Source organism: Priestia sp. FSL H7-0729, assembly GCF_038005685.1.
Taxonomy (GTDB): domain Bacteria; phylum Bacillota; class Bacilli; order Paenibacillales; family Paenibacillaceae; genus Paenibacillus.
Genome location: NZ_JBBOTQ010000001.1, coordinates 675,819 through 698,928 on the forward strand (window position 1 = coordinate 675,819; position 23,110 = coordinate 698,928).

The following is a 23,110-nucleotide window of genomic DNA, read 5'->3' on the forward strand; positions in this document are numbered from 1 at the left end:
TTCCGCCAATCAAGCGGAGGGCCAATTTTAATGCTGGAAGCAAGATATATGCTACAATATATTCCAGAGTTATGAATTCCAAAGGAGGCATTACCATGATTGAAAGACCTACTAAAGATGAATATGGAGCTTTTTATAAAGGTTATATCCAGCTTGTTCCTGAAGGGAACATCATCGAACGCTTAGAGCTGCAAGCCAACATCGTACCAACGTTGCTCTCTTCATTAACAGAGGAGCAAGCAAATTATCGTTATGCCGAAGGCAAATGGAGCGTGAAAGAGGTCATCGGCCACCTTCTGGATAACGAACGAATCATGAGCAGCCGATTGCTTCGCATCGCCAGAGGTGACAAAACAAATCATCCTGGATATGATCAGGATGTGCTCATGCAAACCCACCCTTTTAATACATATAACCTCGACGATTTAAGTGAAGAATATGCCGTCACACGCCGCTCAACCATTCTTATGCTCCGTCGACTCACACCTGAAGCTTGGCTCTGTAGAGGAATCGTCAGTGAGAATCCTGCTTCAGCTCGATCGATTGCATTTGTTATGGCTGGACATGAACTTCACCATTTATCAGTACTTCGCGATCGCTATTCAATCGATTTGAAGTTATAAAATTCATCCAAAAAGACTTTGAACCTGCATTCTCTGTAGGAACAAAGTCTTTTCTCATCAGTCGTTTTATCGTTCAAATTATCCTTCAAAATGAATCAGATGTGTATCCTCTCGCAAAGATAACGTGGCATAATTCTTTAGTATGGGAATGTCCCCATTGAATTCAATGGGCAGTACCACATAGCTGGACTGAAAATAATTCGATCCGTTCCAGCGATCCGAAAAGTATAGGTACTCCTTCTCAGATCGCTTCAGTACAAACGCTGGTTGCGTTCGATACGTCGTGTCATCACCAAAATCACTGAGCATCCCCCACGGTCCATCCATCGTATTAGCCATCGCGTATTTCCCTTGATTGGGAGCCCAACCCGTGCAAAATGAGGTCACCATATAATACGTCCCGTTCCGCTTGAAGACAGCTGGTGCTTCCCGATATTCCCCCTGCCACAGCTTTCCGGCAAGACATTCGACATTAAGGTAATCCTCTTGCAGACGATAGATGTGAAGGTCCGCATTATCTCTGGCAGCGGATATAAAATATGCCGTCCCGTCATCGTCCTGAAAGAGCGTGCAATCACGCGACATGTAACCAAAGGGATTGAAGCTGCCATGATAAATGAACTGGCTATCTGGAGAATCAGATGTGGCAATGGCGCAAGCGGCATCGTTGTAATGGTTTCCATTCTCATAGTGAACCCAGAGAACGAACTTCTGCGTTGCCGTGTTGAAAATCACTTTAGGGCGTTCGAGATTCACCTTTCCACCTTTGTCGTTCATTAATGCCAGATTCGTCCGAACTCGAATGGGTTCAGCTGGCGTAGAAGCCGTCAGGATATGGTTCCGAAACTCCCAGTTGAATAGATCTTTGGAACGGTAACAACTCACATATATATCCTCTCTGCGATCCTCACCATACCAGTAATAATAACCGCCATGGAATAACATATGTCCACCATGGGCATGGATCGGATTACCGCTTGTATCACTCCAGATGCGACCATTGGTTAATCGATTATTCACACCGTTACCTCTCTTCTTGTAAGCACTTGGTTAATTTGTATCCGATCCAAATACCTTCACTTCCCACAGCCTAGGGGTGTACCAGTTGTTAGGGTTATTGTGGAGCGTCGCATTGATCATGTTAATTCTTACATACCTGGCAGCAGTGTTTGATAGACTATCTGAGGTGAAGCCGTAAGATGTATTATTGGTTCGATCCAATGCTACGGTCCAGTTTACATTATCCGTACTGGTCTCAATTTTATATTTGTAAAACCCTTCGGAGCCTTTTTGCATCCACCAGGAGATCTGCACATTATTCAATTGCTGAACGGAGCCGAGGTCTACCTTCCACCAATGCGGCCAGGAACCGCCTGTACCGACCCATTCGGTCTGATAGTTACCATCATTAGCATAACTTGCAGGGTTCGTTCCGTTAGCCGTTTGCGCTGTTGCCGGTTTACCTTGTGACAGGAGTTTTCCATTTTGAACTGGAACTAGCGTATCATCACTTGTGTTGTACAGGACTTGATCAAAATAATCATAAAATGCATAACCATCGGAGAACCACACAGGAAGTAATCGTTCCTCCGTTGTTCCATTTTGCGTACCTGCCCAGCCGAACATCCAGCGATAAGCAACCATAACCACATTGTTGCCCGTATCTGGCTTCACCCGCATAACGGAACCCGACTGCGCCGAGAAGGTTGATGTGTTGCCAATCGTCCGCAATTCTGACCAATCTCCGTCTATGCTTGTTGCTGATGAATACATAGGTATGCTCGGATACCAACCTGCCGCTTGGGAAGAGAACAGATAATAAATGCCATCCTTTTTAATCATCTTGGGCAGTTCCCTGTGTTGGCTCTGATAAATAACTGAAACCTGATGGTCCACATCCAGCCAATCTGAAGTCAATTGATACAGAATTGTGTCCGAATTATTGTTAGCCGTCGAGATCAGATATGCCGAATCATCATCTACGAAAATGGAGATATCTCTTGACTCGTTTCCTTCCGGCCGAAAGCTTTTGTGGAATGTAAAGTCTTCTCCTGGCGTGGCCGAAGCGACTGATACTCTGGCAAGTGTGTAATCTGTACTGTTCTCATAGTGAGCCCAAAAAACGAATTTGTTCGTGGGCGCATGGTACAGGATATTAATTCCCTCAAACTTAGCATTGGCAAGATCCGGATGATCCGTGTAGGAAAGAACCACTTTGTCGTTACTATAAGTAACATCATCCGTTGACGTCTGTTGAATCATTTCGCCGAATCCACCGGATGACTTTTGTACAAAGTTAAACCTGTAGTAGGTACCCCCCACTTTAAGTTCATTCGGGAGCATGAGAGTAGATTGCGTGGTGTTATCAAAAGTTGTGAGGTTATCCGGGAGGCTGTAAGGGATATAATCTGGCGAGACAGCGGAGGTTAACAAGGAAGTTCCAACGTATGCCTTCACTTGATACTTGTAAGTGCTACCCAAGTTAAGGTCATAATCATCCGTCGTTATACCTTTTAATGTCTGTAATAAAGTATAGGGCGCACTGTTCTCAGATCTGTACAATTCGTATGCAGTCGCTCCCTGGACAGGTGCCCAATGAATTTTGGCATTGGATACTTCGGATTCATTTTTCAATACAAACAATGTTGCAGCAATCTGGGTCTCTTCCCCAGCAGCATGAACGGTTTGAGCTGAGGACGCTAAATGAACGGTTAACAACATCAATGCAATGACGACAGCAATCCACGATTTACCTTTGATCATGTCTCATCATCTCCTTTATTGGAAGACCAACCTTCCTGTCGCAGGAAGGCTGATCCAGGTGAACTTGACTTTATTTCAAATTCATCAGTGTCATGACATCCGTCTTGCTGGCTTGGTTGTACCAGTCGTTAACTTCTTCGATAACCGTGTCCCCGCCTTTTTCGTGCCACTGTTTCACAAAGGTATCAAATGCTTCAAGTGGTTCATTGCCATATATGATTTTGGTGAACGTTTCTTGTTCCATCGTGGTCAACTGTTCCCACACGTTTTGCATTGTTGGTGTTGGCGGACCATTAAACGCATTGGGCAGCAAAACATCCCTGTTCTCATATGAAATCCGGTATCCGTCCTGGGTCGTTTGGTCCTTTGAAGCGCTCTGAATGAGGACTCCCGTGTCGGCTTTAACGCCGTTCGCCAGATCGTAGTACGATTGCCCGGGACCATCAACACTCGGTGTATTTTTGGTAAATGCCATTTTCCCTACGCCTTGCACGGCCTCGAGTGGCGTATTAAATTTCGTCGGATCGAAAGTGACCTCATCGTTGACGATATCGTAATCGTATCCTTGAGCGTAGCCATATTTAAAATCTCCCGTGCTGAACGCCGCATCGTACATTTTATCGTAGTACAGGAAGAAGGCTTCCATGTTCTGAAAATCCTTGTTAAACATGAACACGCCATCGTTCAACTGGGCGGACTGATAGGTCTTGTCACCGTTCACGCCTTGAATGGTCGGATATGCACTAATTTTTGCACCCTCAACATTTTTCTCCACGTCCTTCACACTGTCGTACAGCCAAGGACGACCAATGATGATGCCAGCTTTCCCCTCCGTAAAATCGGACAGAGCGTCCCAGGCCCCTTGGGTGGCCAATTCTTTGTTCAGGTACCCTTCCGCATACCAATCTCGTAACTTGGCAAGTGCCTCTTTGTTGCCATCAGCCACCGATCCATAAGTAAGTTTGCCGTTGTCGTTATGCCATTGCCTTGGAAGTTGCTTGCCGGTGTATGCGCTGAATATCATGACCGGATCGCTGACCCAGCCCGTATTGTAGGAATCTTTACCCGAAAATGTAAAGCCGTAAGTGTCTTTCTTGCCGTTCCCATCCGGGTCCTCATTGGTGAATGCCGCGATGACTTGCTCAAACTCTTCAATCGTTGTTGGCGCTTTCATATTTAATTTGTCCAACCAGTCCTGGCGGATCAGCATGACTTCGCCTTCTGTCAGATTCGGCGCAATCGCCATTCCGTAGACCTTACCCTCCCTAACCACTGGATTGAAGGTAGTCGGGTATTGTTTGTAAATTTCTTTTATTCGTTCAGGCATGTAGGTTAATATGTCTTCCGTAATCTCCTTGACCTGCCCTGACTCGATCAGATCATTGACCAGCATGGTATCATAGACGGGCAGAACGTCGGGCAGTTTCTCGGAACCTGTCAGTGCCAGCCGCAGCTTGGTATTATATTGTGAAGCATCACCTCCCAGCAGGGTGGTTTGGATTTTGATACCCAGGTTTTGTTCGCCCCAACGGGTCAACACATTGTCATTCAACGTCTCCCCATTGATGTACTTCCCGGCATTCTCATCCTGTTGTTTGGCGATAGTGATCGTAAACGGCGGATCATATTTTCCATCCTTAAGCACCGATGCTGGTGCGGTCTCGGAAGTACTCTCCCCTTGGCTGCAGCCAGCTACAACAATAGCTGACAGCATAACGATACTTACCATTTTCCATAAAACGTTCTTTTTTCTCATGGATTCATGTCCCCTTTACTCTAACTATTCTTTGACGGCTCCTAGTACAATCCCCTTCACAAAATATCGTTGCAAAAATGGATAAACCAAAATGATCGGTAGCGTACTGACAAAAATTTGGGCTGCCTTGATACTTTGTTCCGACATGGCAGCCACCTCGGACTGGCTCATCGCCATATTTTGCATATTGCTCTGTACAACAACAGTCTGTAAGAACGAGGCCAGCGGATACTTACTCGCATCGGACATGTACAATATCCCGTCAAACCATGAGTTCCAGTGCCCCACCATAATGAACAAGGATACGGTCGCAATGCCTGGCAGAGATAATGGTAAATATATTTTGCTGAGAATGACGAAGAAGGATGCTCCATCAATGAATGCCGCCTCTTCCAAGGCTTTGGGAATCGTTTTGAAAAAATTGACGAGAAGTATCAGGTTATAAGCACCGAAAGCGCCAGGCAGCACAAGAGCCCATATCGTGTCTTTTAATCCAAGGGCTGTGATCAATATGTAAGAAGGTATCAAGCCCCCCGAGAAGAGCATGGTAAAGATAAAAAACCACATGAGCACGTTGCGCCCTCGGAATTCTTTGGACAGGGCATATCCTGCACAGGTAAGGATAAACATGCTGATGGTCGTACCCAATACGGTCCGAGTAATGGATGTCAGCATGGCACCGTTGAAATTGGAATTGTTGAACGTTTTTACATAGGCATCCACGTTGAATCCCACCGGCCAAAATGACACCATATTCCCGCTAATAGCCGCTTTGCTGCTGAGCGATTGCGCGAGCAGATGAAGCAGTGGTAGAAAACACGCCAGACCTGCCAGTATCATGAATGCGTAATTAAAATAGGAGAATACTCTATAGCCTGTCGTTTTATGGTACATGATCCCTCTCCCTCCTTGTTAGAATATTTTGTAATTGGCATATTTATAGGCCAGCCTGTAGGAGACAACGATCAAGATCAGGCTTATTCCCGATTTGAACAGTCCTACAGCGGTCCCGAAGCCGTATTGTCCGTTTAACAAGGATGAACGGTAGACATAGGTGTCAATGATATCTCCTGTACTGTAGACAAGTGGGTTGTACAGATTGAAAACCTGATCAAAGCCGGCATCCAGAATATTGCCCAGACTCAGTGTAGAAATGACGATAATCATGGGCAACATGCTAGGCAAGGTGACGTATCGAATCTGCTGCCGGCGTGTGGCCCCATCGATCTCGGCCGCTTCGTAATAAGAAGGATTAATTCCCGCAATGGTTGCGAGATAAACAATCATACCGAAGCCAAAGCTCTTCCACACGTCACTAATTACAACGGTGAATCGAAACAGATCAGGATCACCCAAAAAGTAAATAGGATCGTTCCCGAAAATCCTTGTCAAGATGTGATTGATGCCTCCGTCTAATCCGAGAATGTCGATCATCAAGCCTGCCACAGTAACCCAGGACAAGAAATGCGGCAGATACACCAGTGTCTGAACACTTTTCTTAATGCCCATATTTCGGATCTCGCTCAGCAGAATGGCCATGACGATCGGAACGATGATACCAACGATAATTTTAGAAACGGCGATAATCAGCGTATTGACGATCGCTTGTGTGGCTTCTTTGTACTGGAAAATTCGTTCGAAGTTATCTAGCCCGATCCACCGTGAACCTGTGATGCCCAGCCATGGCTTGTAGTCCTGAAATGCCATAAGCAAACCTACCATCGGGCCATAAGAAAAGATGCAGACAAACACAAAAGCGGGAATACACAGGACGTACAAAGGCCAGCTTTTCTTGAGTTCCTTTCTGAATGAAGTCCGCTGGGGAATCTTTGCTTTTGTTTTTCTTGCGGATCTGGCGGGCACAATCTCGTTAATGTTGCATACCTCCTCTATGATGGCTTTTCGAAAGCGATCCTTGAAGATAAGCTTAACAAAAGCGCTTTCAATCCAAAATGCCAAAATTTCAAGATCATCACCCCGCCCTGAAGCATTTTAAAAACGCTTTCATTTATCGTGGGTATTGCTCTTCCGCTTTTGGAAGGTTTGGCTTATATTAAAGTTAATCCGATCCGTGCTTTAACCTCGACGTGTACCGATATGAAAGGAAACACATATGATCCGAAAAATGTATATGAAGCGATTCATCTATTTCTTTGTTTTTTTTCTGTTGCTGACATTGAGTTTGTTTTTCATAATGAACCGTTTGAGCTCCAAGACACTTGAAGAAAATCTGATAGGCGCTTCCAAAAACCAGCTGGATTATGTGACAGGTATTCTGGACGGGATTATATACGAGGCAAATATGTACGGGGTTCAGTATGCAGCTGACAGTGATGTCCGCTTTTATCAGAGGCATGTTGTCGAGCTAAGCAATTACGATTCCCAAATGAAGAAAAACGATATCGTTGATCGCCTGCGCCAAACTCTCCTATCCAGTCGATCCATCGAATCAATCGGCATCTACTGGAAGTCTGAAGAAACATTTCTGTCCACCAACAGTACGCCGGAGGCGAGACTTCCGTTCAAGGATGTTCATCAGCGAGGATGGCAAATTGTCGGCAATAGTTTGTATTACTTCGCCCTCTACCCTTACATTCAAAAATCGGGACAAACTGAACCGACGCAGTACGTCGTTGGTGTAAAGCTGAATACCGATTATTTGAAGAATCTGCTGAAAAAGGCTGTGAACAACGACAGCTCAAACGCTTTTTTTTGGTTTAATCCCCGGCAGCTATGGAGTGAAAAAGAAGTCGATAATGATCTCTTGAAAGCGGTTACTGATATGCTTTCTCCACAGACGGATGTCACTTTAAAATATGATTATCACACCAATTCGGACGATTACTATGTTCTTTCGCGATATATTGAATCGATTGACGCCTACCTGATTACATATACACAGACGAATGATTTCCTGCAACCGCTTGACCGAAACCGTAAAGTATTCTTTGCCAGCATTTTAGCTGTTTTTACGCTTGGTTTGGTAGTGATCTTTACGTTCTACCGGAACTATTACCGTAATATCCGTCTGTTGGAGAGAAAGTTTTCACAGGTCGAACAAGGCAATCATAACACGCGTATTACCGAAAATACGGATAGAGAGTTTTACAGCCTGTTTAGAAGTTTTAATCATATGGTTACCGAGATCCAGGATCTGTTCGTATCCCTGAAGACCGAAACGGACCTCAGACGAAGTGCGGAACTTCAACAACTCCAGGCTCAGATCAATCCTCATTTTTTGTACAACAGTTTGTTTTTCATCATGTCGGTGGCCCAGTTTTCACCTGATTCGGTCATGCGCATGAGCAAACATCTGGCTGAATATTATCGGTATCTAACCAAGTTGGATCGACATGAAGTCACGTTGGGAAGCGAGCTTCAGTTCGCGGAACATTTCCTGATTATTATGGCGCTCAGCAAAAAAATGGAGTACAGCATTGATCTGCCGCAAGAACTGTCCTCCCTTCCCCTCATGCCGCTGATCATCCAGCCAGTGGTTGAAAATGCGATTCAACATGGAATTGAAGGACAACAAGGTGCCCATCGGGTGACAATTGATGTCAAACAGACAGAGACTGCGATAATGATCAAGGTCTCCGATGACGGAAAAGGTCTTTCGCTGGATGATATCCGCAGCTTGGAGACTCGGCTTGAGAGTGATACCCCGCCTGAAGGAATGAAAGGCGTAGGGCTCTGGAATGTAAATCGACGACTGAAAAATACGTACGGCGAACAAAGCGGTTTACATTTTACTACGAATGATTGGGGTGGCTTGTCCGTCCTGATGCTGATCAGCATTCCCGAAGTGAAAGGAGATAGTTCATGCGTTTATTAATTGTGGATGACGGACACTATGTCGTTGAGTATATGAAGCACTTGCTCGATTGGAAAACGTTCGGTATACATCAGATCGAGACGATGACCAATTCGATTGAAGCAAGGGACATGCTGACTCAAACCCATATTGATATCCTGATCACTGACATCCGAATGCCTGAGGTCTCAGGTATTGATCTGCTTCAGTATATTCACCAACATAACTTGTCAACCAAAGTCATCATCCTTTCCGGCTACTCCGAGTTTGAATATGCGCAACAAGGAATCCGTTTGGGTGCGCTGGACTATCTGCTCAAACCTGTAGACAAAGATGATGTAGAGAAAGCCATGTCTAAAGCCATTCAGAATGTTACAAAGACACTTCCCGTTCAAACTGTCGCATGGGAGAACTTTGATGGATTGGAATTTCTGCTATCACTGCTTGGCCATAATGAGATATTAATGAGGGAATATGAGGCTTATGCTGAATTTATAGGGAAACGCCGCTTTTGCTGTCTCAAGCAGGAGGGTTTTACGCAGGAAGATGAGAGAATTCTAAAACATGCTGTAGGAGAACAATGGGACCGTCTCGTATGGGCTGCTGGAGCCCAATTGGTCGCTTTTGTTCCGGAAGAAACTGCTTCAGAACTGACCATTAAACTGGAGTCATTGGTCGTGTCTCCTCCCTTTGTGTTGACTGATCGGCAAGTGAGCCGACAGATATTCTACAGGTTCTTCCATAATGTGGATGTAAGCTCAGAAGACTTTACTGGCATATTCAACTCTTCTCCATCATGCGGTGATTGGGAGTCAGCCGGAGTTATACTCAAAAAATATGATCAAATCTGTCTTCAAAAGCAAAAAATAATCTTTCTTATGGAAACCATTCAATATGTATATCAGACGGATAAGGATCGTAATTCTTTTGAAACCCTGAATTGGATATTCAATCAATTACGGCATCCTGATGAACTATCCTCAACTCTCCTGGACCGGGTTAGTCGGATCCGAAACAACAAACAGATGTCCATTCAAACGATTGTCGACAAAGTGCAAACGTATATCGAAGACAATCTGTCACACGGCCTTAGCTTAGATGAGCTGGGCAAAGTTGCCCATCTACATCCGGTCTACTTTTCCAAACTGTTTAAACAGGAGACGGGCGAAAATGTATCAAGCTACATTTCTAAGAAGAGATTGGAGAAAGCTTCTCAACTGCTTCAAGATTCGGAACTCCGTGTAGCCGATATCGCGCAAATGGTCGGTTACCGAAAAAATCAATATTTTATCCAGTTGTTCAAGGTGGAATATGGGGTTACGCCCTATCAGTACCGTAGAAATATGATTCATCAATAACTTTGTATAAATAGGTTATTTGAATGATATGTGCAATGCAGTACGGAAAAAGCCCAACATCCTACTCTTGTGATTACAGAGTGAGTTGAGCCTTTTAGTGCCGTTTAACCTTTAGTTAGATCAATCACTTTATCAAAGCAATATGAATCTCTGTCATAGCCGTTATGTTCATAAAAAGCATGGGCATCGGTTCGCTTCATTCCACTACATAAAATAATACTTGATATTCCTCGTTCTTTGGCATAATTTTCAGTTTGTCTTAGTAGTTTTGTACCGATTCCCCTGTTTTGAACAGTTCTTTTAACAGCAAGACCTTGAATATGTAGATAACCTATTGGGACTCCTATAGATAGTGACTGTACCATAGTTACAAAACCGACGAGATCATTATCTATTAGTGCGACAAATGTTTTGTAATTCCCGGCCTTATTCATCTCTTCCATAGTCACTCGAAAGTTTGCAATATTAACATTGCTCATTCCAAGCACATCGTTCCATAAAAAAACAACTTCAGCATAATCATCTGATATAATTTCTCGTATTTTAATATCCATACCTAACCCCCTCAAGATAAAATAATCGTCCAATCTATCCTATACCCATTGGTGATAAGGCTCACCGGCTCATCACTGGAGTAATTAAGAACAAACTGGACATGAGCGAATCATTTGGAAGTACAACGATGGGACTGGTTTTCCCTGCGTATCTTATTCGTACACTCGCGCAATCCATGTTGCGAAGTATATCGAAAAAGAACTTCCCATTAAGGGATATCATAAATTCTTCCCCACACATCTCTAATATTGGAATTTCATTCTGAATATCTCCAACATCGGCTGTTTTGGACAATAGTTTTAATTTATTTATTAGCTATAATTGTGAATTCCCATGGTATATTCTCATTTTCCCAACCACGGTGCTCATCAAATTTTCTTATATTAAAACCAGTAGTAATAACAGAATTTATTATTTCGCTAAGGGTATACAGCCTAATCGAAACATCTGGAAAGTCCTGTTGTTCATCTTGATCGAAATAATGTTTATATGCTACATCGCCATTATGTAATTCTTCGTCAAAGTAGTTTGGTTGGATTGGGTATTCGATTTGAGAATTAGAGGAAGCGAGACATCTTCTTAAAGGATGGAAGTCACTCAGAACCATTACACCATTATCATTAAGTAATGAGAACAGTAGCGACATGAATTTTTCAATGTCATTGAAATAGTGTAAAATTCCGCCTTCCAAATATAACATGTCAAAATGACCACCATACTTTTCTATATCTATATCATAAATATCAGTAACAACATATTGAATAGACACATTGGCGGCATCTGCCAGTTCTAGAGCATATTTTTTATTTTCTTCAGATATATCGAATACGGTAACGTCTGCCCCTAACAATGCTATTGGGACTGCCTTTCTTCCGTTTGAACCACAAAGGTTAGCAATCTTTTTCCCGGCAATCTGTTCAAAATACTGCTTATGTTTTTTTAGCTGTGCAAGGGGATTAGCTAATATTTGTTGTGCTTTTTCCTTAGGTGAACCATCTCGTCTATTCCAAAATTCATATGCCCGATGTTCCCAAGCTACCTTATTTTTAGCACTTTGTTCATTCATGTTAAGTCAAATCCCCCTTCTATTACCCTGATTTGAAACCCAACGAATTTCTTAGAATAAGAATATTCTTTTGAAGAAAAGCATGATTTTTTTCAATGCCTCTAGTTTTACACCAAACAACTGCGCTGAAAGCATCGTACATATCGTAAAATGGCAGCACGCTTTTCAGAGCCAGCATAGGTCGAATCGATTCATAACCTTTTATGAACGGGATCTTTGTTCTCGGATTAACTTTCCAGATATATCGATTAACTTTAGTGAAATCTATTTCCGAGGAACCACTACGAGCACTCTCGAAATCAATAATGCCAGCAAGCTCGTTACCATTCACCAATATATTACCTGGTCTAAAATCCATGTGAACAATGCACGGCCCGTCAGGATGCGGTAAAGCAGAGAAAACGCCATCAAAGTGATGGATACATCTCTCATACAATTCAGAGTCGAGAATTTCTTTACAGGGTACTTTCCACTTTTCAAAATTACTTTTGATATGTAATCTCCAATTATTTTGGTCAAGTAACTTAAAACCATCGGATCCATGGTAACCATACCCATGAGTTTTAACCTCATGGAGCATAGCGTGACACATGCCAATCTGAAAAGAAAGATTCTCATCAATCTCTCCTGTACAAGGTATACCTTGAATTGCTGAAAGGAGCAACGCTCCAACAGCGCTTTCATCCCCGTACCAAATGTCCAATACCTTGGGAACAGGTATTACATCCTTTAATTGTTCAAGCATCTGAAATTCACGGAATAGTTTATCCTTATTAAATGGGATTTTCACATATACGTTTTCTCCACTGACAAGAGTAAGTTTGTATACATCAGAACTAAATGACTCTGGAACATCTTCAATATGTAAGACATTTAACTTTAGCTTTTCTATAACTGTTAGAATGTTATTCATATATCGCCTCCTGTTTTGGAGAATACATCGATCAAAGAAGATTATTCTTACCCACAATTATTGTTCTTTTCGTTTAAAAAACATCTTGCCAACCATAAGTCCCATTGCAGATGAACAGATCAGATATCCAAAGAACAAGAAAAGTAAATAAACACCATGAAGATCTGCGGGAATCTGTTTTACACCTTCATACCAAACAAAACGAAAAGGATAAAAGATGACTACCCAAATGATCAGCAAAAAAAGAAGAAAATTAATTATTTTTAACACAATAACGATCCTTTCAAGTCTGAGTGGAAAAATTTGAATGTACATGCTACATTTTTCATTTCGCATTACCTCACCACTGCCCGCACGATAATAGTAAGCTTATGTATTAGAGTTGCTCTGTTAAATCTATAAAAACTACAAAATCTTAATAGGAAACATTAGGGACATTTCTTATTCTTCAGTGAGTATAACAAATAAAGGTAATATACGCATCAAAATTACCAGCATGAATCGCTACGGCATAAAGAAGCCCTTTCAGAACGGGCTTCTTTTGACGTCAAGATAACAACTGCTTATCTCACTGAATACCAGGCGCATTTTCATGCAAATCTGTGTTCGACCTTTTCTTCTTTCTTGGCTGCCCATTCCAGGACAGATATGTCCAGATCCGTAGAACATACTCGACCGGTCCAGTGCTGAATTTCTTAAGATATAGTGGACTAAGCCACAATTGAATGCCGTAGACAGCAAGCGCAATAATTGCTCCGATGAACACGCCAGCACGACCAAACAGTCCGAGGCCGTATCCATAAAAGATGGTCGTACAGATTACGCTCTGCATCAGGTAATTCGTCAAGGATAGACGACCAACCGCCTCGAACCTGCCCATCAGGCTGGAACGGTGTCTTCCCGCATACAACAGCGCAAAAGCGTAAATGTATCCGAGTGCAAGCAACGTTCCTCCAAGCGTTTCCCTGATTCCGATTCCGGGCCATCCTTCCGCACCAAATTGTGGCGCCAGTACGCCATATGCTTTGAGCATCAAACCAACTGGAATCAAAAACAAGGCACGACGAAGATACATATGTCGCATTGCCTGAGGATCGTTAAACGTACCAATTCTTGCAGCATGCATGCCGAGCAGGAACATCGGTATCGTCATAAGTGGGGCCAGCACCAAGGCTATGAGGGCGTATGACGCCTCTAAATCCCCACCGAATGGATCACCGTTATTGCTGAAATCCCTGATCTCCGCGTAGCTGCCGCTGCCGTATACATCCTGACTTTGAACGATGTAGTTCTCCATATGCGTGGATTCAAAAGCCAGTGGGTTCGTTGGATTGGATGCCGGTAGACCTAGCAGCCCTGCTCCAGCGAGTAGTATTAACGCCCATATAAGCAATGTTTTGGGCTTCCGATTAAGAAACATCAGCAGGAAGAAACCCAGTACACCGTAAAACGCCAGGATATCCCCTTCCCACAGATAGATGATGTGTAGCAATCCGATAACAAACAGCAGTAGAAAGCGTCGAGCCAGATGACACTTTGGTCGTAAATCTCGTGATTTTAGGCTTTCCGATAGCTTAATCATGCCAAAGCCGAACATAAATGCAAAAATCGGCATAAAACTGCCCACCACCGTGACAAGCAGGAACGAGAGAAAAGCTTGGTCTGCACCGCCGATCCCGAACAGTTGGGGTTTACTCTGGCCGAACATCCCGTATTGGAAAGCCAGCATATTTGCCAGCACGATGCCGACCAGACTGAATCCGCGCAGTCCATCTATTAATTGGATACGCTTTTTTGATGTGCTCAATCAATCACCTCTGTCTATAACATAAAGATCAGATCTAAATATACGTTAAATCCTTCCAAAATTTCAACATAAAATAATAAGTGAACGTTTATATTATGTTTTACTTTGACGTACCATTAAAACAAAAACAAAAAAAGCCGCTAAATTAGCGACTTTCAATTGAAACATCTTAGAGTGTAACAATAATTGGACCATTTTTAGTCAGAATAATCGTATGTTCGATTTGAGCTACATAGCTATTTTTGGTAGCAAAGGTCCAGCCGTCTCCGGTCTGGAATACTTCTTCTTCTGAAGTTGAGACAAATGGCTCGAATGCAATAACCATGCCTTCTTTTAACAATTCATCATCCGATGGATCATTATAATTATAGATGTGGTCAGGTGCTTCGTGTATCGCACGTCCAACACCATGCCCCGTAAGGTTTTTAATAACGGTTAATCCATGCTGTCTGGCCGTTTGGAATACCGCTTTTCCAATTCCACTTTTTTTGGAACCCGGTTTTGCTTTCTTAAGTCCTGCTTCGAATGCCAGTTTAACAACGTCGCATATTTTCGTTAATACTTCTTCGCCTTCGCCTACGACAATTGATATTCCCGTATCAGCAAAATAACCGTTTTGGGAGCCGGACACATCAATATTCACGATATCGCCTTCTTGAATAATTCGTTCTCCCGGGATACCATGTGCCACTTCTTCATTAACACTAATACAAGTAAATCCCGGGAAATTATATTCACTTTTTGGAGCAGACACTGCGCCAGCTTTCTCAAAAAGCTCTCCTGCCAAATCATCAAGTTCTTTAGTTGTTACGCCTGGGATGGTTCTTTGAACCAATTCATCTCTTATAGAGCCGACGATTTTGCCAATTTCCTTCAAACCATTAAAATCTTCTTCTGTTCTTGCGATCATTTTTTCTACCTCACTATCTTTATCATCAATTGATTAATCATATCCAAAGCTGCAAAGCTTCGCAACTTTTTTATCGATATTGGGCTGTAGTTGCTCACTTATCGGTTTCCCTGAACTTGTTGATTATGTCTGTCAGAACTTGAATATCGCCACGGTTAGCAGCATCCAAATGTCATGAGTCACGATCGTCACATTAATTCAGTTTTATAAGAGCGGCTAATCGGTAGCGTCCATCAAAACAAAAAAAACGAAGGTAACTGCCTTCGTTTTTTCTATTATGCTTATTTGGCGAGTGACTGCGAAAAAAGCCTCCAGTGATCCTACGTCCTCTTTAATAACGGAGCCATACGCTCATCTCACCAGCCTGGCGATTCCCCCATAAATAATATGGAATGGCCTTGAAACGTACAGCCTTTCTCTGCTTAATATAAGAACGGTACGGCATCCCATCTAGCCATGTATTGCTGTCGTCAGTCACGAGACCGTCACCTTCTACAATGACACAACCACCTAGTAGATCTGGATCAGTATACTCGGTTAATTGTGGCCCCGCAGCCAACGCGATTGAAGTGAGCGGTGCTCCATTGTCTGCTTCTTCGATGCAATAAACGAGTGGGCCGCGTTGAATGGCTACTTTGCCAGCACCTGCCCGAATGTACGGGTGTGCAGCAATTAACTTTGGCTCAACCGAAAGCAGCCACTCTACTGTATCTCCATCGGACCAGCCGCGCTTTATTTTTGCGTACCCATTCTCAACATGAAAGTCTTTCCATTCACCATTTATTTTCAACATTGGCTGTCCGTCCTGGAACCAATTCGGTATACGTAGCGCAAGTTCAAACTCGACAGGTTCGCCTTTCTGAGGAAGCTGAACCGAGAATTCAACATGACCGTTCCAAGGCAGCTCAGAGTGTTGATGTAATGTTATTGTGGTGTCGGCAAGTTGGAAGGAAGCTTTGCTTCCGATATACAAATGAGTATAGATCGTTCTCTCATCTTCTGATAAATCGTATATATAATCATCTAACGAACTTATTAACCTTGCAACATTGGGAGGACAACAGGAGCAACCGAACCATTTTTGTCGGACGGGTTTGACGTGATGTTTCTCCGGATTTTTCCGACTTGCTTCTGGCCATACCTCCAGTGGATTGACATAGAAGAAATGTTTCCCATCCTTAGACATGCTACCGAGAACATTGTTGTACAGCGCTCGCTCCATAACATCCGCATATTCACTCTTCGCTTCCAATTGAAGCATGCGGCGCGCCCAGAAAATCAAGCCAATGGAAGCGCAGGTCTCTGCGTATACGGAATCATTCGGAAGATCGTAGTCAAACGTAAAAGCTTCCCCGAGATGTGTCGAACCAATGCCGCCGGTAATGTACATTTGTTTGCCTGTTGTATTCGACCAGAGTCGTTTACAGGCCTCCCTCAGCCCGTCGTCACCTGTTAGTCTCGCAAGATCAGCCATCGCTGTGTACATGTAAACTGCCCGAACAGAGTGTCCAACCGCTACTTTTTGCTCACGAACAGGAAGATGAGATTGATACGTTTCCAGATTAGGCGTTCCATGGGACCAGATGTTTGTCCGGTTACCACGTTCCCACTCCTCGATAAAATAATTCGGCTGTTTGCCACGTTCATCTATGAAGAACCGACTAAGATTCAGATAACGCTCTTCACCTGTAATGGTATGCAGTTTGACCAATGCTAACTCAATTTCCTGATGCCCGCAGTAAGCTCTTATCTGTCCGGGCTTGGGTCCGAACATACGATCAATCAGATCAGCGAATCGGCAAGAGATGTCCAGTAATTTACGCTTGCCTGTCGCCTGGTAATACGCAACTGCGGCTTCAATTAGATGACCTGCACAATATAGCTCATGCGCTTCGTAAAGGTTGGTCCATTGTTTCCCAGGTTCCTGAATTGTGAAATAGGTATTCAGATAACCATTGTCATGTTGAGCTTGAGCGATCAATTCAATCGAATCATCGGCGATCTGCTCCAACCTCGGATCGGGATGATGACGGAGCGAATAAGCAACGGCCTCCAACCACTTGTAGAGATCACTATCCTGGAATACCCATCCGCCAAACTCTCCTTGCTCCAAACCAGCAGCTATACGAAAATTTCGAATGGCATGACTGGGTTCAGCATCTTCCACCCTGTCGTTCAGAGCTTCCCATTGATAGGGAATGACTGTTTCTCTTACAAGATCAGAATATGTATTCCAAAATTGGTCTTGAATTTCGATTTGGCTTTGTCCCATTATACACACCTCGAATTTATAAGATTTGACTCTCTATAAAGTCGAGTATATGCTTTTATCAGACGTGAGAATAGTAATGGAATAAGCTTATTTCTATACAAAATGACACTAAAAATGAGGATAATTCATTGGACAAAGAATTCATTGTTGCGTTACAAACCCCACCTCTTCCCTATTATTGGGAATCTGGTCGTTCAACGTTCCGTGTAGGTGACCGTCATCCTAATCGAAGAAATTTCGGCCTGTTTGATATGCTGCTCGTGGTAGATGGAGAACTACATATCGGTGAGAACGGGACGGAATGGACACTTGCTACAGGTGATGCACTAGTATTACTGCCGGAAGGTGAGCATTACTCGTTCAGGCCCTGCGAACAGGAAGCAACGTTTTACTGGGTTCATTTTGAGCATGTGGACTGGCATCAAGGTCCCTTAATAGAAGAATCCGAAGCAGCCATTCTGTTATCGCCATTCGATAAACCAAAGTCAATACGAATACCTAAGAAAACCACATTGCTAAACCCCCAGCTCGTATTTGATATGATGCAACAGCTTTTGGAACTGCCGGTAGGGGAGTCCTTTTGGGAGAAGCAGCAACTGCTCTTCAGCTTACTGGCTGTACTCGAAAATGGCATCTCTGATATGGCCAAAACGCCTGCTTCACGACTTGCCGAGAAAGTAGCTGTTTTCATACAGCAACACTACCAGGAAGAGATCACCAATGAAAAACTCTCGTCGGCATTACACTTCCACCCTAGCTACATTGTTCGCTGTATGAAAATGAAATACGGTGTGACACCTGTTCAATATTTACATCAATTCCGCATTGAGCGGGCAAAACAGCTTCTGATGTCGACGGAATGGTCGATAGATCGTATTGCGACTGAGATAGGCTTTCAATATTCTCCTTACTTTTCTACCTGCTTCAAGCGAAATGTTGGCATATCTCCCCTCCAGTTTCGCAAGAAATACCTTAACTAGCACTAGCTGTTCATGGAGATATCTTTTTCCCAATCCACAACCCTTCGACTACTCTCTTCGTCTGCCTAATTGATCTTCATCGACGAAGAGTGTAGTCATAAAAAAGAAACCAGATGAGAGAAAAGAATTCTCACATTGGTTTCTTTTTTATGACTGATTACGTTATTCTTTTATATCCAGAAGTCCGATTATAAGTGTGAGTGCCTCCGCCCGAGTAGCTGTCTGCGTCGGTGCAAAACGATTGCCGCCCACCCCGCCTACCAGTCCAGCTTCTACAGCAGAAGCTACATACGAAACTGCCCATGCTGGAACATCCTTGGCATCTTTGAAGTTTAGTTTCGCATTAGGAACCGCAGGAATTCCGCCTGCACGCACAATCATAGTGACCATCTCTGATCGGCTTAGCGTTTTTGCTGGCCCGAAAGAACCATTTGCGTAACCGTTGACGATGCCCAGAGATGCAGCTGCTGTAATGTAAGGCTTAGACCAAGAGGGAATCTTGTTTTCATCCGTATACTGAACATTGTCGCTTATGTTATTCAGATTCAATGCACGACCCAGCATCGTGATGAATTCAGCACGTGTAACCTTCTGATTCGGACGGAATGTATCGTCGCGGTATCCATTCACGAATCCAGCTGCAAGCGCCCGATCAATGGCAGACTTGGCCCAGTGCCCAGCCGTATCTTTCATTGGAGGTGTATTTTCACTATTACCATTGTTGTTTGATCCTGTATCCGTCTCATTCCCGGAATTACTTCCATCACCAGTACCGTTGTCTGGACGGTTATCGGTTGTTGTATTTCCACCGTTTCCTGAGGAGCTATTCCCACTGCTGGACCCGTTACCAGAGCCCGGATTCGATGTTCCCGGATTGGATGTACCAAGATCTGGATTCGTAGTCTCTGATTTCTTCACAATACCAAACTGATCGATGATGAATGGACTCGCCCCATTCACATTCTGATCAATTTCATACGTTATCGCCGTCAGTTTGCTACCATCTATCGTAATACCCACAAAGTTCTGGACTTGACTACGTTTTGGACGACGGTTGTCACTTGGGTCCGATCCATATTGAGCCGCATGATTTTCTTCCGCGCGCTCAAAAAGACTGTAGTAGGCCTCTCCCAGACTTGTGCTTTGATTTTTGTAATAAACTTTTGGACCTGCTGTTGCCGGAATCAGATAGATTGTACCATCAGGATTCACAGAGTACTCCATCTTCTGTCCATTTTGCATTTCCGTGATTATTTCTGGTTGACGTGCATTCCCCTTCTGATCAATTGGTTTTGTGCGTGCATAGATATGGTCATGCCCTTGAAGAACAAAATCAATGTCAAGTTCCGCCATGATCGGAGCAATCTTGGAGCGCACTCCATTCACTCCCATAATGTCAGAGTCTGTTGCATGGTTCGATGTTGTGTATGGGCCTTTGTGAATATTGACGATGACCCATTCTGCTCCCTTTTTCTTGGCAGCTTGAACATCTTCCTTGAGCCACTTGACTTGCTCTAAAGAAAAGTTGTCATACTCCGTTGAATCCTCATTGGAATTCAATACAACAAAATGCGCATTGCTATAGTCGTACGAATAATAAGCTCCTGTTTCTGTTGCAGAATTCGCTGGAGGCTGTACATTAAAATGATCGATGAATGCATAGTTTTCGTCCTCATGATTCCCTGAGGATGGGACAATGGTTGTATTCAACAGGCTTTCCTGAGAGTGTCCGAGCAGCCAGTTCCACTGTTCTTCTTTGACACCTTTATCAACAATATCACCGTTATGCACAACGAACTGTGCATCCGGTACAGTAGTTAGTGCTTTGGCCAACGTTTCGGAGGACAGAATAGCCTCATCTTCTTCTTTGGCTTGGGTATCCGCCAGATCAATGAAAGTGAATTTGCCTTTTGTCGGTGCTGTACGGAACGTACCTGTTGCACTCCATACTTGCTTGGTAGCATCGCCTACACGGAAGTAATAGGTGGTGTTTGCTTGCAGATCTGTCGCTTCTGCTTTGTGCATCCGCTCGGTTGGAGCATTGGTAGGCTGTACAGAACGTCCTTGAAACAGTTTGGCTTGATTGAAATCTGGTGTTGCTGATATTTTCTCTACAACTTGAAGGTCGCTTTGCACTAGTTTATCCGATGTATACCATGTAAACCCTTTGCTCTTAGTCGGATCTCCATGGAACGTTACCGTTATCTTTTTGATCTGTTCCGGAACGGGAACTGTATCTGTTTCTTTGAGAATTCCGAATTGATCTACAATGAATGGCTCACCGTTATTGGTATGTTGGTCAATCTCATATGTTACAGCAGTAAGCTTGCTGCCATCGATTGTGAATGACACAAAATTCTGAACCTGTCCTCTGGCTGCACTCGTAGTATCACCATACTGCCTTGCATGGTTCTCTTCAGCACGTTCGAACAAGCTGAAATACGCTTCGCCTAATTCTGGCTTTTGGTTCTTAAAATATACTTTTGCTCCTGCGGTAGATGGAATCATATAGATCGTTCCATCTGGCTGCACTGCGTATTCGATACGCTGTTCGTTCAGCGTCTCCGTAATTTTGGATACGTCTTCAGCCGTGCCATCGCTCTTAATGGGTTTTGTTCGTGCATAGATATGGTCATGTCCTTGAAGAACCAAATCGATACCCAGTTCATTCATCAACGGAGCAATTTTATTTCGTACACCGTTTACGCCGATAATGTCGCTATCTGTGGCATGGTTGGATGTTGTATACGGTCCTTTATGGATGTTGACGATGATCCACTCAGCTCCGGCAGCTTTAGCCTCTTCAACATCCTGCTTCATCCAAGCCACTTGCTCGTTGGAGAAGTTGGCGTACTCCGAGGAATTTTCGTTGGAGTTCAATACGATAAAATGAGCTTTGCTGTAGTCATAAGAATAATATGCACCTGTTACTGTTGCAGCATTGTCTGGCTGCTTCAGGTTAAAGTGCTCGTAGAACGCATAATTCTTGTTCTCATGATTGCCCGCGGATGGAGCAATGGTTGTGTTCATCAGACTGGATTGGGAGTGACCAAGCAACCAGTTCCATTCCTGCTCTGACGTTCCATTTTCTACAACATCACCATTATGAACAACAAATGCAGCATCTGGAACTTGGATCAACGCTTTGGAGAGCGTAGAGCCAGATAGAATAGCCTCATCCTCTTCCTTCGCTTGGGTATCCGTCAGGTCAATAAACCTAAAGGCTCCGTTAGTGGGAGCTGTTTTGAATGTGCCAACCTCACTCCATATGCCCAGATCTTGATCGCCAACACGAAAATAATAGGAGGTATCGGGTGTCAGTTCTGTTGCTTCGGCCTTATGCACCATCTCTCCCGGAGAATTGGAAGCCACGGATGAGCGTCCGTTGAAGCTTTGCGCCTGACTGAAGTCAGCAGCCAATCCTTGGTTTGGTACCACTTGGACAGTGCTTTGTGTGGATGCAAGAGGTGTATACCAAGTGAAGCCTTTACTCGTTGTTGCATCACCATAGAAGGTAACTGTTACTTTACTGATATCCAGTGATGGCGCTTCCGCCAATGCTTTAAGCTCCATGTCAAAATACAAATCTGAGCTGCTGTCGCTTTGTTGATGAACTTCGACCGCAATTTCGTTGTCGCCATCGTGCAGGTAAGCTTTCATCGGCTCAGTCAGATCTATATCCTCATACATTACAGGCAAGTCCTGACTTGATGTTGCTTTGGTTAAATACTGAATCTCGCCTTCAGGCATACCAAAGCGACGTATTTCAACACCGTTTACATAGATAACCGCCCCGTCATCAATTCCGAATGTGCCGAGAATTTGTCCATAACCATCAATTTCATTTTTATTAACGGTCAGGTTCGTTCTTAAATAGGTCGTGCGGTATTTTAGCTTTTTGTCATCACCATAACTAACTTCCGTTTTGAGAGACCCGAAATAGGAAGTGCTTATACCGTTACCATTGTCCTTGTAACCAAACGGTGCGGGTCCTAGCTCCCATGTCGAATCATCGTATGAAGTACGCCATTGCGTTTCCAGATTCTGTCCCTGATCGAAGTATTTCCAGTTGGCGTTGCGTTCTAACAGAATATCTGGCTCAGATAACGATGCGGCTTGAGCTGAATTTACTCCCCCAATACCCGCGAACCATCCGAACATTAAAGAAAGCGATAACAGGATAGGTAACATCTTTTTGTTGAAGTAACTGATCATAATTCTCTCCCTTGTCTATTTAATAGATTGGCTATGTAATTTCAAACAGAACCAGCATAACAAGAGGAGATCAAGGGT

At 43.6% G+C, this 23,110-nt stretch carries 17 protein-coding genes; 4 read left to right on the forward strand and 13 right to left on the reverse strand.

The genetic code is table 11. The annotated features are described in order from the left end of the window. The first annotated feature begins 95 nt into the window (after positions 1–95). Positions 96–623 (forward strand): DinB family protein, encoded by a 528-nt coding sequence (locus MHH93_RS02890; RefSeq protein WP_500052705.1) that lies wholly within the window; start codon positions 96–98, stop codon positions 621–623. Positions 624–701: 78 nt separating this feature from the next. On the opposite strand, the gene MHH93_RS02895 is transcribed toward MHH93_RS02890, so the two are convergent. From MHH93_RS02895 to MHH93_RS02915, 5 genes are all read right to left on the reverse strand, one after another. Continuing rightward, positions 702–1,643, reverse strand: coding sequence for a family 43 glycosylhydrolase (locus tag MHH93_RS02895; RefSeq protein ID WP_500052706.1), 942 nt, complete (start codon positions 1,641–1,643; stop codon positions 702–704). Between the two features lie 30 nt (positions 1,644–1,673). Then, complete coding sequence (locus tag MHH93_RS02900) at positions 1,674–3,386, reverse strand: discoidin domain-containing protein (RefSeq protein WP_500052707.1); 1,713 nt, start codon at positions 3,384–3,386, stop codon at positions 1,674–1,676. Positions 3,387–3,456: 70 nt separating this feature from the next. Further along, on the reverse strand, positions 3,457–5,142 hold the full coding sequence (locus MHH93_RS02905; RefSeq protein WP_500052708.1) for a type 2 periplasmic-binding domain-containing protein: 1,686 nt from the start codon (positions 5,140–5,142) through the stop codon (positions 3,457–3,459). 24 nt (positions 5,143–5,166) lie between these two features. Beyond that, positions 5,167–6,036, reverse strand: a complete 870-nt coding sequence (locus MHH93_RS02910; RefSeq protein ID WP_017688372.1) for a carbohydrate ABC transporter permease — start codon at positions 6,034–6,036, stop codon at positions 5,167–5,169. Positions 6,037–6,054: 18 nt separating this feature from the next. After that, a complete protein-coding gene (locus MHH93_RS02915) occupies positions 6,055–6,849 on the reverse strand; it encodes an ABC transporter permease (protein WP_260632754.1) in 795 nt (264 codons plus the stop codon). Positions 6,850–7,336: 487 nt separating this feature from the next. Between MHH93_RS02915 and MHH93_RS02920 the strand changes: the two genes are divergently transcribed. Further along, on the forward strand, positions 7,337–8,977 hold the full coding sequence (locus tag MHH93_RS02920; protein WP_500052709.1) for a sensor histidine kinase: 1,641 nt from the start codon (positions 7,337–7,339) through the stop codon (positions 8,975–8,977). Then, positions 8,965–10,314 carry a response regulator transcription factor gene (locus tag MHH93_RS02925; RefSeq protein ID WP_500052710.1) on the forward strand — a complete coding sequence of 450 codons (1,350 nt, stop codon included), beginning with the start codon at positions 8,965–8,967 and terminating at the stop codon, positions 10,312–10,314. Before MHH93_RS02920 ends, MHH93_RS02925 begins: the two co-directional genes overlap by 13 nt. Positions 10,315–10,418: 104 nt before the next feature. Here the strand turns inward: MHH93_RS02925 and MHH93_RS02930 are convergent, their stop codons facing one another. From MHH93_RS02930 to MHH93_RS02960, 7 genes are all read right to left on the reverse strand, one after another. Further along, on the reverse strand, positions 10,419–10,868 hold the full coding sequence (locus MHH93_RS02930; RefSeq protein WP_500052711.1) for a GNAT family N-acetyltransferase: 450 nt from the start codon (positions 10,866–10,868) through the stop codon (positions 10,419–10,421). Between the two features lie 61 nt (positions 10,869–10,929). Continuing rightward, a complete protein-coding gene (locus tag MHH93_RS02935; RefSeq protein ID WP_500052712.1) occupies positions 10,930–11,163 on the reverse strand; it encodes a hypothetical protein in 234 nt (77 codons plus the stop codon). Between the two features lie 10 nt (positions 11,164–11,173). Continuing rightward, positions 11,174–11,935: a class I SAM-dependent methyltransferase gene (locus MHH93_RS02940; RefSeq protein WP_500052713.1), complete on the reverse strand. Its 762-nt coding sequence runs from the start codon at positions 11,933–11,935 to the stop codon at positions 11,174–11,176. A gap of 22 nt (positions 11,936–11,957) precedes the next feature. Continuing rightward, positions 11,958–12,848, reverse strand: coding sequence for a phosphotransferase family protein (locus tag MHH93_RS02945; RefSeq protein ID WP_500052714.1), 891 nt, complete (start codon positions 12,846–12,848; stop codon positions 11,958–11,960). A gap of 568 nt (positions 12,849–13,416) precedes the next feature. Further along, a complete protein-coding gene (locus MHH93_RS02950; protein WP_500052715.1) occupies positions 13,417–14,655 on the reverse strand; it encodes a DUF418 domain-containing protein in 1,239 nt (412 codons plus the stop codon). A gap of 169 nt (positions 14,656–14,824) precedes the next feature. Then, positions 14,825–15,565: a type I methionyl aminopeptidase gene (gene map / locus MHH93_RS02955; protein ID WP_500052716.1), complete on the reverse strand. Its 741-nt coding sequence runs from the start codon at positions 15,563–15,565 to the stop codon at positions 14,825–14,827. Between the two features lie 331 nt (positions 15,566–15,896). Beyond that, positions 15,897–17,837, reverse strand: coding sequence for a glycoside hydrolase family 127 protein (locus MHH93_RS02960; protein WP_500052717.1), 1,941 nt, complete (start codon positions 17,835–17,837; stop codon positions 15,897–15,899). Between the two features lie 128 nt (positions 17,838–17,965). Here MHH93_RS02960 and MHH93_RS02965 point away from each other — a divergent pair, with 128 nt between their 5' ends. Next, positions 17,966–18,817, forward strand: coding sequence for a helix-turn-helix domain-containing protein (locus MHH93_RS02965; RefSeq protein ID WP_500052718.1), 852 nt, complete (start codon positions 17,966–17,968; stop codon positions 18,815–18,817). A 162-nt stretch (positions 18,818–18,979) separates the two neighbouring features. Here MHH93_RS02965 and MHH93_RS02970 read toward each other — a convergent pair whose 3' ends face one another. Beyond that, positions 18,980–23,032, reverse strand: coding sequence for an S-layer homology domain-containing protein (locus MHH93_RS02970; protein ID WP_500052719.1), 4,053 nt, complete (start codon positions 23,030–23,032; stop codon positions 18,980–18,982). Positions 23,033–23,110: the final 78 nt, after the last annotated feature.

Coding starts and splice junctions, on each gene's coding strand:
- MHH93_RS02890 (WP_500052705.1), top strand. CDS start 96: ATGATTGAAAGACCTACTAAAGATGAATATGGAGCTTTTTATAAAGGT.
- MHH93_RS02900 (WP_500052707.1), bottom strand. CDS start 3,386: ATGATCAAAGGTAAATCGTGGATTGCTGTCGTCATTGCATTGATGTTG.
- MHH93_RS02905 (WP_500052708.1), bottom strand. CDS start 5,142: ATGAGAAAAAAGAACGTTTTATGGAAAATGGTAAGTATCGTTATGCTG.
- MHH93_RS02910 (WP_017688372.1), bottom strand. CDS start 6,036: ATGTACCATAAAACGACAGGCTATAGAGTATTCTCCTATTTTAATTAC.
- MHH93_RS02915 (WP_260632754.1), bottom strand. CDS start 6,849: ATGGCATTTCAGGACTACAAGCCATGGCTGGGCATCACAGGTTCACGG.
- MHH93_RS02920 (WP_500052709.1), top strand. CDS start 7,337: ATGAACCGTTTGAGCTCCAAGACACTTGAAGAAAATCTGATAGGCGCT.
- MHH93_RS02925 (WP_500052710.1), top strand. CDS start 8,965: ATGCGTTTATTAATTGTGGATGACGGACACTATGTCGTTGAGTATATG.
- MHH93_RS02930 (WP_500052711.1), bottom strand. CDS start 10,868: ATGGATATTAAAATACGAGAAATTATATCAGATGATTATGCTGAAGTT.
- MHH93_RS02940 (WP_500052713.1), bottom strand. CDS start 11,935: ATGAATGAACAAAGTGCTAAAAATAAGGTAGCTTGGGAACATCGGGCA.
- MHH93_RS02945 (WP_500052714.1), bottom strand. CDS start 12,848: ATGAATAACATTCTAACAGTTATAGAAAAGCTAAAGTTAAATGTCTTA.
- map (WP_500052716.1), bottom strand. CDS start 15,565: ATGATCGCAAGAACAGAAGAAGATTTTAATGGTTTGAAGGAAATTGGC.
- MHH93_RS02960 (WP_500052717.1), bottom strand. CDS start 17,837: ATGGGACAAAGCCAAATCGAAATTCAAGACCAATTTTGGAATACATAT.
- MHH93_RS02970 (WP_500052719.1), bottom strand. CDS start 23,032: ATGATCAGTTACTTCAACAAAAAGATGTTACCTATCCTGTTATCGCTT.